Consider the following 14,892-nt stretch of genomic DNA (forward strand, 5'->3'; position numbering starts at 1 on the left):
GCACCCCTGGGGGTGCCCGTCCTGTGGTTCCTCGCCTCGGCAGGGATCGGCTTACCAGCCGGTCACTTCCTTCAGGGCATCGCCGATCTCGGCCAGCGAACGCACGGTCTTCACGCCAGCGTCCTCGAGGGCAGCGAACTTCTCGTCCGCGGTGCCCTTGCCACCGGAGATGATGGCACCCGCATGGCCCATGCGCTTGCCCGCAGGCGCGGTCACACCGGCGATGTAGGAGACCACCGGCTTGGAGACATTGGCCTTGATGTAGGCCGCTGCCTCTTCCTCGGCGGTGCCGCCGATCTCGCCGATCATCACGATTGCCTCGGTGGCCGGGTCCTTCTCGAACATCGCGAGGATGTCGATGAAGTTGGAACCCGGGATCGGGTCGCCGCCGATGCCCACGCAGGTGGACTGGCCAAAGCCATGGTCGGTGGTCTGCTTGACCGCTTCATAGGTCAGGGTGCCGGAACGCGACACGATGCCGACCTTGCCAGGCTTGTGGATGTGGCCCGGCATGATACCGATCTTGCACTCGCCCGGCGTGATCACGCCCGGGCAGTTCGGGCCGATCAGGCGCACGCCCAGCTCGTCGCACTTCACCTTGACGTCGAGCATGTCCAGGGTCGGAATGCCCTCGGTGATGCAGACGATCAGCTTGATGCCGGAGTTGGCGGCCTCCAGGATGGAGTCCTTGCAGAACGGGGCCGGCACGTAGATCACGCTGGCCTCGGCGCCGGTCTTCTCCACGGCCTCCTTGACGGTGTTGAACACCGGCAGGCCCAGGTGCTCCTGGCCACCCTTGCCCGGGGTCACGCCGCCGACCATCTGGGTACCGTAGGCGATCGCCTGCTCGGAGTGGAAGGTCCCCTGGCCGCCGGTAAAGCCCTGGCAGATGACCTTGGTGTTCTTGTCGATCAGGATACTCATTACTTGCCCTCCGCGGCCTTGACGACCTGCTGAGCCGCATCGGTCAGACTGGTAGCAGCGATGATGTTCAGACCACTGGAGGACAGTTTCTCGGTCCCCAGTTCGGCGTTGGTACCTTCCAGACGCACCACGACCGGCACGTTGACACCGACCTGTTCGACGGCGCCGATGATGCCCTCGGCGATCATGTCGCAGCGCACGATGCCGCCGAAGATGTTCACCAGCACCGCCTTGACGTTGTCGTCGGAGAGGATCAGCTTGAACGCTTCGGCCACACGCTCCTTGGTGGCGCCGCCGCCCACGTCAAGGAAGTTCGCGGGCGAGCCGCCGTGCAGGTTGACGATGTCCATGGTGCCCATGGCCAGGCCAGCGCCATTGACCATGCAGCCGATGTTGCCGTCCAGCGCCACGTAGTTCAGCTCCCACTCGGCCGCCTCGGCCTCGCGCGCATCCTCCTGGGAGGGGTCGCGCATCGCCTGCAGGTCCGGGTGACGGTACAGGGCATTGCCGTCCAGGTTGAGCTTGGCGTCGAGGCAATGCAGGTTGCCCTCGTCGGTGATCACCAGCGGGTTGATCTCGAGCAGCGCCAGATCCTTGTCATGGAACAGCTTGGAGAGACCCAGGAAGATCTTGGCGAACTGCTTCACCTGGTCGCCCTTCAGGCCCAGGGCGAAGGCCAGCTCCCGCGCCTGGTAGGGCTGAGCGCCCACCAGCGGATCGATCTCGGCCTTGAGGATCTTCTCGGGCGTCTCCTCGGCGACCTTCTCGATCTCCACGCCACCCTCGGTGGAAGCCATGAAGACCACGCGACGGGTAGCGCGATCGACCACGGCACCCAGGTAGAGCTCCTCGGCGATGTCGGTGCAGTTCTCGACCAGGATCTTGGCCACCGGCTGACCGTTGGCGTCTGTCTGGTAGGTCACCAGGTTCTTGCCCAGCCACTGCTCGGCGAAGGCCTTGGCCTCCTCCGGGCTCTTGATCAGCTTGACGCCGCCGGCCTTGCCGCGACCACCGGCGTGGACCTGGGCCTTGACGACCCACTTGTCACCGCCGATCTTCTTGCAGGCTTCCGCCGCTTCTTCCGGGGTGTCGACGGCAAAGCCCTTGGACACCGGAAGACCGTAGTCGGCAAACAACTGTTTGCCCTGATACTCGTGAAGGTTCATCGATTCATGCCATTGGTTGCATGTGACTCGAACGGTGGTCCTGTCTCACCTGCTGGCGGACGCCTCGGACCACCACCGTCCCTTCCGATGCATCGCCGGAAGGGGCGCGCCGCCCGAAGGGGCGGCGCTCGTTGTGCGACTTACTTGCGCTTCTTGCGGTTGACCATGTGGATGGCATGGCCCTCGACCGCCAGGGCGGCCTCGTGCACGGCCTCGGACATGGTCGGGTGCGCATAGCAGGTCAGCGCCAGGTCCTCGGCGCTGGAGCCGAACTCAAGGGCGATGACGCCCTGGGCGATCATCTCGCCGGCGTGCTGGCCGACGATATGCATGCCCAGCACGCGATCGGTTTCGGCATCGGCGACGATCTTGGCCTGGCCGTCGGTGGCGTTGTTGGCCATGGCGCGGCCGCTGGCGGCGAACGGGAAGGAGCCGACCTTGACCTGGATGCCCTTGGCCTTGGCTTCCTCCTCGGTCAGGCCGACCCAGGCCACCTCGGGGAAGGTGTAGATGACGTTGGGGATGGCGTCGTAGTTCATCTCGGCCTTGTGGCCGGCGATGATGTCGGCCACCACCACGCCCTCTTCGGAGGCCTTGTGGGCCAGCATCGGGCCCCGCACGCAGTCGCCGATGGCGTAGACACTGGGCACCCCGGTGCGGCACTGGTCATCGACGTGAATGAAACCGCGCTCGTCCAGGTCGATGCCCAGGCCATCGGCCACGACACCCTGGGTGTAGGGCCTGCGACCGACGCAGACGATCAGCTTGTCGAAGGTCATCTCCTGGTCGCCATCACCGTCGGTGTACTTGACGACCACTTCCTGGCCCTTGACCTCGGAGCCGGTAACACGGGCGCCCAGCCTGATGTCCAGGCCCTGCTTCTTGAGCAGCTTATGGGTCTCCTTGGCGATGGCGGTATCCACCATCGGCAGGAAGCTGTCCATGGCCTCCAGCACGGTGACCTCGGAACCCAGGCGGTTCCAGACGCTGCCCAGTTCCAGTCCGATGACGCCGGCACCGATCACGCCGAGGCGCTTGGGCGTCTCCTGGAATTCCAGGGCCCCGGTGGAGTCGACGATCAGGCCCTCGGTCAGCGGGGTCGGCGGGATCTGCACCGGCACGGAACCGGTGGCGATGATGATGTTGTCGGCGTCATAGGTGGTGGCCTTGCCATCCTTGTCGGTGACCTCGACCTGCCGGGAGCCGGTGACCTTGCCGGTGCCCTGAATGGAGGTCACACCGTTGCCCTTGAGCAGGCCCGCCACGCCGCCGGTCAGGTTGGCGACGATCTTGTCCTTGCGCGCCATCATCTTCTTGACGTCCATCTGGACGTCGCCGGCCTGGATCCCCATGTCGTCGAAGTCATGCTTCGCCTCGACGAACTTGTGGGAGGCCTCCAGCAGCGCCTTGGAGGGAATACAGCCCACATTGAGGCAGGTACCGCCGAATACCGGCTTGCCATCGTCGCTCAGCCACTTCTCGACGACGGCAGACTTGAGGCCCATCTGGGCGGCACGGATGGCGGCCACGTAGCCACCGGGGCCCGCACCGATCACGATCACATCGAACTTGTCAGCCATGTTGGCTCCCCTTGCGTGTCTTGGATTGGGGTGCCGCCGGTATCATCCGGCGGCACGTGCCGCTCAGATATCCAGCAGCAGGCGCGACGGATCCTCGAGCAGTTCCTTGATGGTGACCAGGAACCGGACCGCATCCTTGCCATCGATCATGCGGTGGTCATAGGAGACCGCCAGATACATCATCGGGCGGATCTCGACCTTGCCGTTCACCGCCATGGGACGCTCCTGAATCTTGTGCATGCCCAGGATGGCGGTCTGCGGCGGGTTGATGATCGGCGTGGACATCAGCGAGCCGAAGGTACCGCCGTTGGTGATGGTGAAGGTGCCTCCTTGCATCTCGTCGATGCCGAGCTTGCCCTCACGTGCCCGCTTGCCGAAGTCGACGATGCCCTTCTCGACGTCGGCAATCTTCATGCTGTCGGTATCGCGCAGCACCGGAACCACCAGGCCGCGGTCGGTGGAGACCGCCACGCCGATGTCCTGATAGCCGTGGTAGACGATGTCGGTGCCGTCGATGGAAGCGTTGACGTCCGGGAAACGCTTGAGGGCCTCGGAGGCTGCCTTGACGAAGAAACCCATGAAACCGAGCTTGACGTCGTGAGTCTTGGCGAAGGTGTCCTTGTACTGGGCGCGCAGGGCCATTACCGCGCTCATGTCCACCTCGTTGTAGGTGGTGAGCATGGCGGCAGTCTGCTGGGCCTGGACCAGGCGCTTGGCGATGGTCTGGCGCAGGCGGCTCATCGGCACGCGCTTCTCGGTACGTTCGCCCTCGACGGCCGACGCGGCGGCAGCGGCCTTGGCGCCGCCAGCGGCCGGCTTGGCGGCCTTCTTCGCGGTGCCTTCCTTGACTGCCTTCTGCACGTCCTCCTTGAGGATGCGGCCCCCCTTGCCGGTGCCCTGGATGGCGCTGACGTCGAGGTCATGCTCGGCCACCATCTTGCGGGCCGCCGGGGCGAGGATCTTGTCACCCACCTTCTCATCGCTGGCGCCGTCATCGGCGGAGGCCGCCGGGGCCTCGTCGGCGGCGGTGTCGGCGCTGCCGCCGGCCCCCTCGGTGAAGATCGCCAGCACCGCCTCGGACTCGACCTGGCTGCCCTCCTCGGCCCGGATCTCGGCCAGCGACCCATCGGCCGGCGCCACCACTTCAAGCACCACCTTGTCGGTCTCGATCTCGGCCAGCACCTCATCTCGCTTGACGGCTTCGCCGACCCGCTTGTTCCAACTGGCGACGGTACCTTCCTGGATGGACTCGGGGAAGGTCGGCGCCTTCACCTCGTGCTGCTTGCCACCACTGGCGGCGGGCTTGTCGGCCTTGGCGTCACTCTTCGGCTCGGCCTTGGCGTCGGCCTTCTCGCCCTTAGGCTTGTCGCCGCCTTGGGCCTTGCCTTCCCCGATCCTGCCCAGCACCTGCTCGGATTCCACGGTGTCGCCCTCCTCGGCGAGCACCTCGGTGAGGGTGCCGGCCTCGGGAGCCAGCACCTCGAGCACCACCTTGTCGGTCTCGATCTCGACGATCAGCTCGTCGCGCTCGACGCTGTCACCGGCCTTCTTGTGCCAGGCGGCCACGCTGCCCTCGGCAACGGATTCCGGAAAGGTTGGGGCCTTGATCTCGGTAGCCATGTCGTTTCCCTTGTCTGTTCTTTCTCGTCCCGGTGGCGTGCCTTACAGATTGAAGGCGTCTTCCACCAGCTGGCGCTGCTGTTCGATATGGACGGACATGTAGCCCGCGGCGGGTGCGGCAGAGGCCGGACGACCGGCAAACTTGAGTGAGCCACCCAGGTTGCTCTTGAGCATGTCGGCCACGGCCCGCATGTGATGCTGACTCGAATACCAGGCGCCCTGGTTGAGAGGCTCCTCCTGGCACCACACCACGTACTTGACGTTGACGTAGGCCTTGAGGGCCTCGAAGAGCTCCTCCTTGGGGAAGGGGTAGAGCTGCTCGATGCGCACGATGGCGACGTCCTGGCGATCGTTCTCATCGCGCCAGGCGGCCAGGTCGTAATAGACCTTGCCGGCACACAGGATGATGCGCTCGACCTTCTTGGGCTCGCGCACGCCCTGGTCGGGCAGCACCATCTGGAAGTGGCCGGTGGCCAGCTCGTCGAGGCTGGAAGTGGCCTCCTTGTGACGCAGCAGGCTCTTGGGCGACATCACCACCAGCGGCTTGCGCAGCTGGCGAATCACCTGGCGGCGCAGCAGATGGAAGATCTGCGCCGGGGTGGTCGGTACGCAGACCTGCATGTTCTGCTCGGCGCACATCTGCAGGAAGCGCTCCAGACGCGCCGAGGAGTGCTCGGGACCCTGGCCCTCGTAACCGTGGGGCAGCAGCATGGTCAACCCGCACAGGCGTCCCCACTTGGTCTCGCCGGAGGAGATGAACTGGTCCACCACCACCTGGGCGCCGTTGAAGAAGTCACCGAACTGGGCTTCCCAGATCACCAGGTGGGTGGGCGCCGTGGTGGCATAGCCATACTCGAACGCCAGCACCGCCTCCTCGGAGAGGTAGGAATCGTGGATGGTGAAACGCGGCTGGCCATCGGCCATGTGCTGCAACGGCACGTAGCTGCTGCCATCCTTCTGGTTGTGCACCACCGCATGGCGGTGGGAGAAGGTGCCACGACCGACGTCCTGACCGGTGATGCGCACCGGGTGGCCTTCATCGAGCAGCGTAGCGTAGGCCAGGGTCTCGGCGAAGCCCCAGTTCAGCGCCATGCCGCCGGCCTGCATCTTGCGGCGGTCTTCGTAGATCTTGGCGACCTGACGCTGCACCTCGATCCCGTCGGGGACCTCACACATCCTGGCGGCCAGGCGCTGAAGACGTTTCATCTCCACGGCAGTATCGGCATGGCCGGTCCACTCGTGGCCGAGGTAGGGCTTCCAGTCGACGAACAGCGAAGTGTTGGGCTCCTGCACCAGGGCGTTGGCCACGTGATTGCCGGCCATCAGATCCTCGCGATAGGTCTCGATCATCGCCTTGGCATCTTCCTCGGAGAGCACGCCCTGCTCGACCAGACGCGCTGCATAGAGCTCGCGGGCGGTCTTCTGCTCGCGGATCTTCTGGTACATCAGCGGCTGGGTGCCGCTCGGCTCGTCGGCCTCGTTGTGGCCGCGGCGACGGTAACAGACCAGGTCGATCACCACGTCCTTCTTGAACTGCTGGCGGAAATCGAGCGCCACCTGGGTCGCATGCAGCACCGCGTCCGCGTCGTCGCCATTGACGTGGAAGATCGGCGCCTGGACCATCTTGGCGATGTCCGTGCAGTACTCGGTAGAGCGGGTATCCAGCGGGTTCGAGGTGGTGAAGCCGACCTGGTTGTTGATCACGATATGGATCGTGCCGCCGGTCTTGTAGGCGCGGGTCTGGGACATCTGGAACGTCTCCATGACCACACCCTGACCGGCGAAGGCGGCGTCGCCATGGACATTGATCGGCAGCACCTTCGTGCCGTCGCTGTCGTCGCGGCGATCCTGGCGGGCGCGCACCGAACCCTCGACCACCGGGGAGACGATCTCCAGGTGTGAAGGGTTGAAGGCCAGCGCCAGGTGAACCTCTCCGCCCGGGGTCATGACGTTGGAGCTGAACCCCTGGTGGTACTTGACGTCGCCGGAGCCACGCTCGATGACCTTCTTGCCATCGAACTCGTCGATCAGCTCGCCGGGGTTCTTGCCGAGGATGTTGACCAGCAGGTTCAGGCGGCCACGGTGGGCCATGCCGATCACCATCTCCTTGATGCCATAGCCGCCGCCGCGCTGGATCAGTTCGTCCATCATGGGGATGAAGGCCTCGCCGCCCTCCAGACCGAAGCGCTTGGTGCCCGGGTACTTGGACGCCAGGTAGTTCTCCAGGCCCTCGGCCGCGGTCAGCCGCTCGAGCACATGCTGGCGCACCTCGTTGCCGAACTTCGGCGCGCTGCGCACCGACTCGAAGCGCTGCTGCAGCCAGCGCTTCTCCTCGGTATCGACGATGTGCATGATCTCGCAGCCGATGGAGCGACAGTAGGTGTGCTCCAGCGCCTCGACGATGTCCTTGAGGGGCGCGCGATCCAGGCCGAGAAAGAAGGAACCGGTCTGGAACTCGGTATCCATGTCGCTCTTGGAGAGCTGGTGGAAGGAAAGGTCGAGGTCGGGAACCGGTGTCGGGCTGCGCAGCCCGAGCGGATCGATATTGGCCTTCTGATGGCCGCGGAAGCGGTAGGCGTTGATCAGCTGGAGAACCTTGACCTGCTTCTTGTTCTCTTCACCGTCGTCGGCGGCGGGGGCCAGGGCGGTGCGGCGAGCACGGCCAAGCTGGTAGAACTGGTCGCGGACCGGGGAAAGGGGAACATCTTGCGAGGCGCTGCCTTCGGGGGCCGGCAACTGATCGAAGTAGTTGCGCCACTCATCCGGGACAGCGGTGGGATCATCCAGGTACTGCTCGTAGAGCGCTTCCACATAGTGAACATTGCCGCCACTGACGTGGGAGGAGCGCCACATCAACTCCATTATGCCTTGTTGCATCTCTCGGTCACCCTGCACTGATGGGGTGGTATCGGCGTCACCGCACGCGAAGCGCAGCGACATCGGTGGTGCCCTGCCGGTGGGGCCAAGCTCATTCCGGCGCTAGCGGCCAGCGGCCGAAAGCCTTGAATTCCATGCTCAGGAGCCGGTGCCCTGGGCACCGGCTCCTGACGCTACTGTGCCGCCGTGCGGCCGTGACAAGGCGTCGCAGCCGGAAACCGTGGGCCATGATAACAAGCCCCGGGCCACGTTTTAAGTGGCATTAAGTGGCATTGGCCAGCAGCATGTCGCGGATCTTGCCGATCGCGCGGGTGGGGTTGAGCCCTTTCGGGCAGACCGCCACACAGTTCATGATGCCGCGGCAGCGGAACACGGAGAACGGATCCTCCAGCTCGGACAGGCGCTCACGGGTCGCAGTATCGCGAGAGTCGGCCAGGAATCGGTAGGACTGCAGCAGGCCGGCCGGACCCACGAACTTGTCCGGATTCCACCAGAACGACGGGCAGGAGGTGGAACAGCAGGCGCACAGGATGCACTCGTAGAGACCGTCGAGCTTGTCCCGATCCTCCGGCGACTGCAGGCGCTCGATGGCCGGCGCCGGGGTGTCGTTCTGCAGGTACGGCTGGATGCGCTCGTACTGCTTGTAGAACAGCCCCATGTCGACCACCAGGTCACGGATGACCGGCAGGCCCGGCAGCGGACGCAACGCCAGCTTGCCGTTCTTCACCACCTCGGAGAGCGGGGTGATACAGGCCAGACCGTTCTTGCCGTTCATGTTCATGCCATCGGAACCGCACACACCCTCGCGGCAGCTGCGGCGGTAGGCCAGACCGTTGTCCTGCTCCTTCATCAGGTGCAGGACATCCAGCACCATGATGTCACGGCCCTGGGTGTCGACCTGGAACTCCTGCATGTACGGCGCGGAGTCGGTTTCCGGGTTGTAGCGATAGATGGATACCTGAAGCATCTTGACTCACCCTCGTGATGGCGGAGTTAGTAGGTGCGGACTTTCGGCTCGAAGGTGTCGACGGTCTTGGGCGTGAAGTTGACATCGCGCTTGGCAAGCCGCTTGTCCGCCGGGAAGTAGAGCGAGTGCTTCAGCCAGTTGACGTCGTCACGGTCCGGATAGTCGTAGCGGGAATGCGCGCCGCGACTCTCCTTGCGCTCCAGGGCCGAGATGGCGGTGGCTTCAGCCACTTCCATCAGGTTGTCCAGCTCCAGGGCCTCGACACGAGCGGTGTTGAAGGCGTTGGTCTTGTCCGGGAGGTAGGCATTGGCAATGCGCTCGCGCAGTTCGGCCAGTTGCCCGACGCCCTTCTGCATGTTCTCTTCCTCGCGGAACACGCCGAAGGAGTTCTGCATGATGTTCTGCAGGGCACGCTTGAGCTCCGGCACGGTCTCGCCGCCCTCGGACTCGTTCCAGCGATTCATGCGCTTCATGGCCGACTCGATGTCGGACTCGGTGGCGTCGAGATACTCGATACCCTCGTTGAGCGCGCCCTCGATGAACATGCCGGCCGCGCGGCCGAAGACCACCAGGTCGAGCAGCGAGTTGCCGCCCAGGCGGTTGGCACCGTGGACCGAGACGCAGGCCGCCTCGCCGCAGGCGAAGAGGCCATTGACAATCTGGTCGTTACCATCGGCGTCCTGCATGATCGCCTGGCCATGCACGTTGGTGGGGATCCCGCCCATCATGTAGTGGCAGGTCGGCACCACCGGGATCGGCTCCTTGGCCGGATCGACGTGAGCAAAGGTCTTGGAGAGCTCGACGATGCCGGGCAGTCGCTTGCCGAGCACCTCCTCGCCCAGATGGTCCAGCTTGAGGAAGACGTGGTCGCCGTGCTCGCCGCAGCCACGGCCCTCGAGGATCTCCATGACCATGGAGCGCGCGACCACGTCGCGGCCGGCCAGGTCCTTGGCGTTGGGCGCGTAACGCTCCATGAAGCGCTCGCCGTCCTTGTTCACCAGGTAGCCACCCTCGCCGCGACAACCCTCGGTCACCAGGGTGCCCGCACCGTAGATCCCGGTCGGATGGAACTGCCACATCTCCATGTCCTGCATCGGGAAGCCGGCGCGCAACGCCATGCCGATGCCGTCGCCGGTGTTGATCAGCGCGTTGGTGGTGGAGGCGTAGATGCGCCCGGCACCGCCGGTGGCCAGCACGGTGGCCTTGGACTTCACATGCACGACCTCGCCGGTCTCGATGTCCATGGCGATGCAGCCCACCACGTCACCGTTGGCGTTCTTGACCAGGTCAACCGCATACCACTCGTTGAGGAAGGTGGTGTTGTTCTTCAGGTTGTTCTGATAGAGCGTGTGCAGCAGGGCGTGACCGGTACGGTCCGCCGCGGCACAGGTGCGTGCCGCCTGGCCGCCGGCGCCGAAGTCCTTGGACTGGCCGCCGAACGGACGCTGGTAGATGCGGCCGTTGTCGAAGCGGGAGAACGGCAGGCCCATGTGCTCGAGCTCGAACACCGCCTTGGGACCCTCGGAACACATGTACTCGGCCGCATCCTGGTCGGCGATGTAGTCGCCGCCCTTGACGGTGTCATACATGTGCCAGCGCCAGTCGTCGTCGGGGTCGGCGGAGGCGATGGCGCAGGTGATGCCGCCCTGGGCCGAGACGGTATGGGAGCGGGTCGGGAAGACCTTGGACAGCACGGCGGTCTTCTTGCCGGACTTGGCCAGCTCGAGGGCGGCCCGCAGGCCGGCACCGCCACCGCCGATGATGATGGCGTCGAAAGAAAGGCTACGCAGGTTGGACATGTATCAAGCTCCCCACAGAATCTGAATGCCCCAGACCAGGAACACGAAGATGGCCAGGATGATGACGGTCTGGGCGCCGACGCGAATGCCTGTCGGCTTGATGTAGTCGGTGGTCACGGTCCACAGGCCGACCCAGGCGTGGGCGGACAGCGACACGAAGGCCAGCAGAGAGAAGATTCGCATCCAGGTCTGAGCGAACAGGCCACTCCAGGTGGCATAGTCGAGGCCCGGGTTGAACAGCAGGTAGAGAACAATGAAGAGGGTGTAAAGAGCCAGGATGACCGCCGAGACGCGCTGGATCAGCCAGTCTGAGAGACCGCTACGGCCGAAATTCGTGATGTTGGTTACCATACCCAGACTCCCGCCAGAATGATCAGGACAGCACTCACCACCACGGTGATCTGTGCTTTCTTGTGGCCGCCCTCGAGGGTCACGCCGATATCCAGGTCCATGATCAGGTGCTTGATGCCGGCCACGAAGTGGAAGGCCAGCGCCGAGAGCAGGCCCCAGGCGATAAGCTTGGCAAGGAAGTTGTTGGCCAGGGCATCACTGACCGCGTCGAAGCCGGCCGGAGACGACAGCGACTTTCCGAGGGCCCAGAAGGCGAAGATCAGGCCGACGAACAGGATCACGCCGGTGATGCGGTGGGTGATGGAGGTCAGGGCGGGAAGTGGGAACTGTATCGTGGACAGATCCAGATTTACGGGTCGTTTGCTATTCACGGCTCTCTACACACTCTCTATGGCCCACTTGACGACAGGACGGGCAAGGCCCGAGCGGGCGGTGGTTTCGGGAAATAGCGGCGCTTGCCGTGATGCAGGGCAAGACCGCCTGTTCCTGCCAGTCGCGCGGGGTGGATTATAGGGACATGGCCAGGCCATGACAAACGAAGCGACGGCTAACTAGACCATGGTGCAAAGGCCGCCGCTTCCCCAACCACGCCATTCGGGAACGATTCCGCTCGCGCGCCCGCACAGGGATGGTGCACAGCACCAATTATTATACAGCAGTTTTACCGGAAGCGTGACAATGCACAACTCCCGGGTCGCCATGGGCTAATTGACAATCGCTGGAACGCTTCTATAGTGGGCGAACCTTTTCGCCGGCAATCGCCGCGAAACTCGCTAGTGAAATAACGACTTATCGCCCTAACACAAACTCGAGAGGAGGCCTCCATGGCTGACAGGAAAGCGACGCTGACGGTAGACGGTCTGGACAAGACGATCGAACTGCCTATCTATTCGGGCACCCTGGGCCCGGATGTGATCGACGTGCGCGGCCTTGGCGCAGAAGGCCTGTTCACCTATGACCCCGGCTTCATGGCCACCTCCTCCTGCCAGTCTGCCATCACCTATATCGATGGCGGCGAGGGCGTGCTGCTGCATCGCGGCTACCCGATCGACCAGCTGGCCAAGGAGTCCAACTTCGTCGAGATGTGCTACCTGCTGCTGTTCGGCGAACTGCCGGACGATGCGCAGTACGCCGACTTCGAGTCGCGGGTCCGCAATCACACCATGGTCCACGACCAGATCAACAATTTCTTCAAGGGCTTCCGCCGCGATGCCCACCCGATGTCCATCCTGTGTGGCGTCGTGGGTGGTCTGGCCGCCTTCTACCATGACCACATGGACACCACGATCGAGGAGGATCGCGTCATCAGCGCGATCCGCCTCATCGCCAAGATGCCAACCATCGCGGCCATGTCCCACAAGTACAACGTGGGCCAGCCCTTCAACTATCCGCGCAACGACCTGAGCTATGCAGAGAACTTCCTCTACATGATGTTCAGCAACCCGTGCGAGGATTACAAGATCAACCCGGTCTACGCCAAGGCCATGGACCGCATCTTCATGCTGCATGCGGACCACGAGCAGAACGCTTCCACCTCCACGGTGCGCCTGGCGGGCTCCACCGGCGCCAACCCCTTCGCCTGCATCAGCGCCGGCATCGCGGCCCTCTGGGGCCCGGCCCACGGCGGCGCGAACGAGGCGGTGCTGAAGATGCTCGACGAGATCGGCGACGACTCGGAAGAAAACATCCAGCGCTTCATCGACAAGGCCAAGGACAAGGATGACCCCTTCAAGCTGATGGGCTTCGGCCACCGCGTCTATCGCAACTTCGATCCCCGCGCCAAGGTGATGAAGGAGAGCTGCGACGAGGTGCTGGCCGAACTTGGCCTGGCCGACGACCCGCAGCTCAAGATCGCCAAGCGGCTGGAGCAGATCGCCCTGGAGGACGAGTACTTCGTCGAACGCAAGCTCTACCCCAACGTCGACTTCTATTCAGGCATCATCCTCAAGGCCATGGGCATCCCGACCAACATGTTCACCGTGATCTTCGCGGTATCCCGGACCATCGGCTGGATCTCCCATTGGAACGAGATGCTCAGCGACAGCTACAAGATCGGCCGCCCGCGCCAGCTCTATACCGGGCACGCCCAGCGCGACTACCCTGCCAAGTAAGTCGGCAGAGGCGGCCAGGCCCGCATGCAACACCCTTCAGAAAGCCGCCTTCGGGCGGCTTTCTGCGTCACGATCTTCACCAACCCCACAAGAGTGAGTCTTCAGGATGAGCAAGAGCATATCGACAGTCGCCTTTATCGGCCTGGGCGTGATGGGCTATCCCATGGCGGGCCACCTGGCCCGTGCCGGCCTTACCGTCCGCGTCTACAACCGCACTGCCGCCAAGGCCGAGGCCTGGGCCGCAGAGCACGGTGGGAGCCACCACCCTACCCCGCGCGAGGCGGCCCAGGGCGCCGAACTGGTACTGCTCTGCGTGGGCAACGACGACGATGTGCGCCAGGTCACCACCGGCGATGGCGGTGCGCTGCACGGCATGACCGAGGGCAGCCTGCTGGTGGACCACACCACGGCATCGGCGGATCTCGCCCTGGAACTCGACGCCGCCTGTCGCGAGCGCGGCATCGGCTTTGTGGACGCCCCGGTCTCCGGTGGCCAGCAGGGCGCCGAAAACGGCGCCCTGACCGTCATGTGCGGTGGCAGCGAGGCAGACTTCGCCCACGCCAAGGCGTTACTCGCCCACTATGCCCGCGCGGTGACACTGATGGGCCCCGCCGGCAGCGGCCAGCTGACCAAGATGGTCAACCAGATCTGCATCGCCGGCCTGGTCCAGGGCCTGGCCGAGGGGCTGCACTTCGCCGAGCAGGCGGGCCTCGACCAGCAGCGCGTGGTGGACGTGATCTCCAAGGGAGCGGCCGGCTCCTGGCAGATGGAGAACCGCCACGGCACCATGATCGCGGACGAGTACGAGCACGGCTTCGCCGTGGACTGGATGCGCAAGGATCTCGGTATCTGCCTGGAGCAGGCACGGCGCCTGCAGGCACGCCTGCCGGTGACAGCACTGGTGGATCAGTTCTACGCCGACGTCCAGGTGATGGGGGGAGGGCGCTGGGACACCTCCTCGCTGCTGCGCCGACTCCGCGCCCTGGGCCACCGCTGAGCACCCGGGCGGCGTCTGGGCGCCGCCCTCCTCCGGCCTCCCCGCCAGTATGAGATGGCTACTTTTTAGGTTGACAAACCTCATGTTAGAAGCATTATCGCGGTCTAAAACCGTTGTCCACACATTCTGTGGATAAACCTGTTCACAACCACTCGAAAAAGCCGTCAGATCGCCATGAAATGGGGGCTTGGCTTAGATTGATCAATTTTTGATCTCGCTTAAGTTACTGATTTTTATGTATTTTAAGAAAATGCCTGTGATCACGGGCAATTGCAGACCTGCTGTGCACAGAGACCCGGACGGAACCCCGGCTAGTGGACAAGTCAAGCGAAATTCACCCTGAAAAAGGGGTCGTGCACAAAGCCGTGGTGGGAGGCTTCAACGCTGACGGCTGGCGTCGAGCAATGAAAAAAGGGCACTCCGCGAGGAGTGCCCTTTTCAGGAAGAGTGGCGTCCCATAGGGGGTTCGAACCCCTGTTACCGCCGTGAAAGGGCGGTGT

The 14,892-nt window shown here is 64.1% G+C and carries 11 protein-coding genes; 2 read left to right on the forward strand and 9 right to left on the reverse strand.

The window, feature by feature from the left end:
• Window positions 1-51 precede the first annotated feature (51 nt).
• From sucD to sdhC, 9 genes are all read right to left on the reverse strand, one after another.
• A complete protein-coding gene (gene sucD, locus IBX53_RS04880; RefSeq protein WP_290906188.1) occupies window positions 52-924 on the reverse strand; it encodes a succinate--CoA ligase subunit alpha in 873 nt (290 codons plus the stop codon).
• On the reverse strand, window positions 924-2,090 hold the full coding sequence (gene sucC / locus IBX53_RS04885) for an ADP-forming succinate--CoA ligase subunit beta (protein ID WP_290906191.1): 1,167 nt from the start codon (window positions 2,088-2,090) through the stop codon (window positions 924-926). The genes sucD and sucC overlap by 1 nt, the downstream gene beginning before the upstream one ends.
• Window positions 2,091-2,230: 140 nt before the next feature.
• Window positions 2,231-3,670: a dihydrolipoyl dehydrogenase gene (lpdA, locus tag IBX53_RS04890; protein WP_290906194.1), complete on the reverse strand. Its 1,440-nt coding sequence runs from the start codon at window positions 3,668-3,670 to the stop codon at window positions 2,231-2,233.
• A 63-nt stretch (window positions 3,671-3,733) separates the two neighbouring features.
• Window positions 3,734-5,290 carry a 2-oxoglutarate dehydrogenase complex dihydrolipoyllysine-residue succinyltransferase gene (gene odhB / locus IBX53_RS04895; protein WP_290906196.1) on the reverse strand — a complete coding sequence of 519 codons (1,557 nt, stop codon included), beginning with the start codon at window positions 5,288-5,290 and terminating at the stop codon, window positions 3,734-3,736.
• A 42-nt stretch (window positions 5,291-5,332) separates the two neighbouring features.
• The gene (locus tag IBX53_RS04900; RefSeq protein WP_290906199.1) at window positions 5,333-8,167 is read right to left on the reverse strand and encodes a 2-oxoglutarate dehydrogenase E1 component; all 2,835 of its coding nucleotides are present in this window, start codon (window positions 8,165-8,167) and stop codon (window positions 5,333-5,335) included.
• Between the two features lie 262 nt (window positions 8,168-8,429).
• Entirely contained in the window at window positions 8,430-9,134 is a 705-nt protein-coding gene (locus IBX53_RS04905) for a succinate dehydrogenase iron-sulfur subunit (RefSeq protein WP_290906202.1), read from the reverse strand.
• Between the two features lie 26 nt (window positions 9,135-9,160).
• Window positions 9,161-10,933, reverse strand: a complete 1,773-nt coding sequence (gene sdhA / locus IBX53_RS04910; protein WP_290906204.1) for a succinate dehydrogenase flavoprotein subunit — start codon at window positions 10,931-10,933, stop codon at window positions 9,161-9,163.
• 3 nt (window positions 10,934-10,936) lie between these two features.
• On the reverse strand, window positions 10,937-11,284 hold the full coding sequence (sdhD, locus tag IBX53_RS04915; RefSeq protein WP_290906207.1) for a succinate dehydrogenase, hydrophobic membrane anchor protein: 348 nt from the start codon (window positions 11,282-11,284) through the stop codon (window positions 10,937-10,939).
• Window positions 11,278-11,655: a succinate dehydrogenase, cytochrome b556 subunit gene (sdhC, locus tag IBX53_RS04920; RefSeq protein ID WP_290906210.1), complete on the reverse strand. Its 378-nt coding sequence runs from the start codon at window positions 11,653-11,655 to the stop codon at window positions 11,278-11,280. The genes sdhD and sdhC overlap by 7 nt, the downstream gene beginning before the upstream one ends.
• A gap of 453 nt (window positions 11,656-12,108) precedes the next feature.
• Between sdhC and gltA the strand changes: the two genes are divergently transcribed.
• Window positions 12,109-13,395, forward strand: a complete 1,287-nt coding sequence (gene gltA / locus IBX53_RS04925; protein ID WP_290906213.1) for a citrate synthase — start codon at window positions 12,109-12,111, stop codon at window positions 13,393-13,395.
• A 106-nt stretch (window positions 13,396-13,501) separates the two neighbouring features.
• Window positions 13,502-14,392, forward strand: a complete 891-nt coding sequence (locus IBX53_RS04930) for an NAD(P)-dependent oxidoreductase (protein ID WP_290906215.1) — start codon at window positions 13,502-13,504, stop codon at window positions 14,390-14,392.
• Window positions 14,393-14,892 lie beyond the last annotated feature (500 nt).

The sequence above is a fragment of the Halomonas sp. genome (assembly GCF_014859505.1).
Lineage (GTDB): Bacteria > Pseudomonadota > Gammaproteobacteria > Pseudomonadales > Halomonadaceae > Halomonas.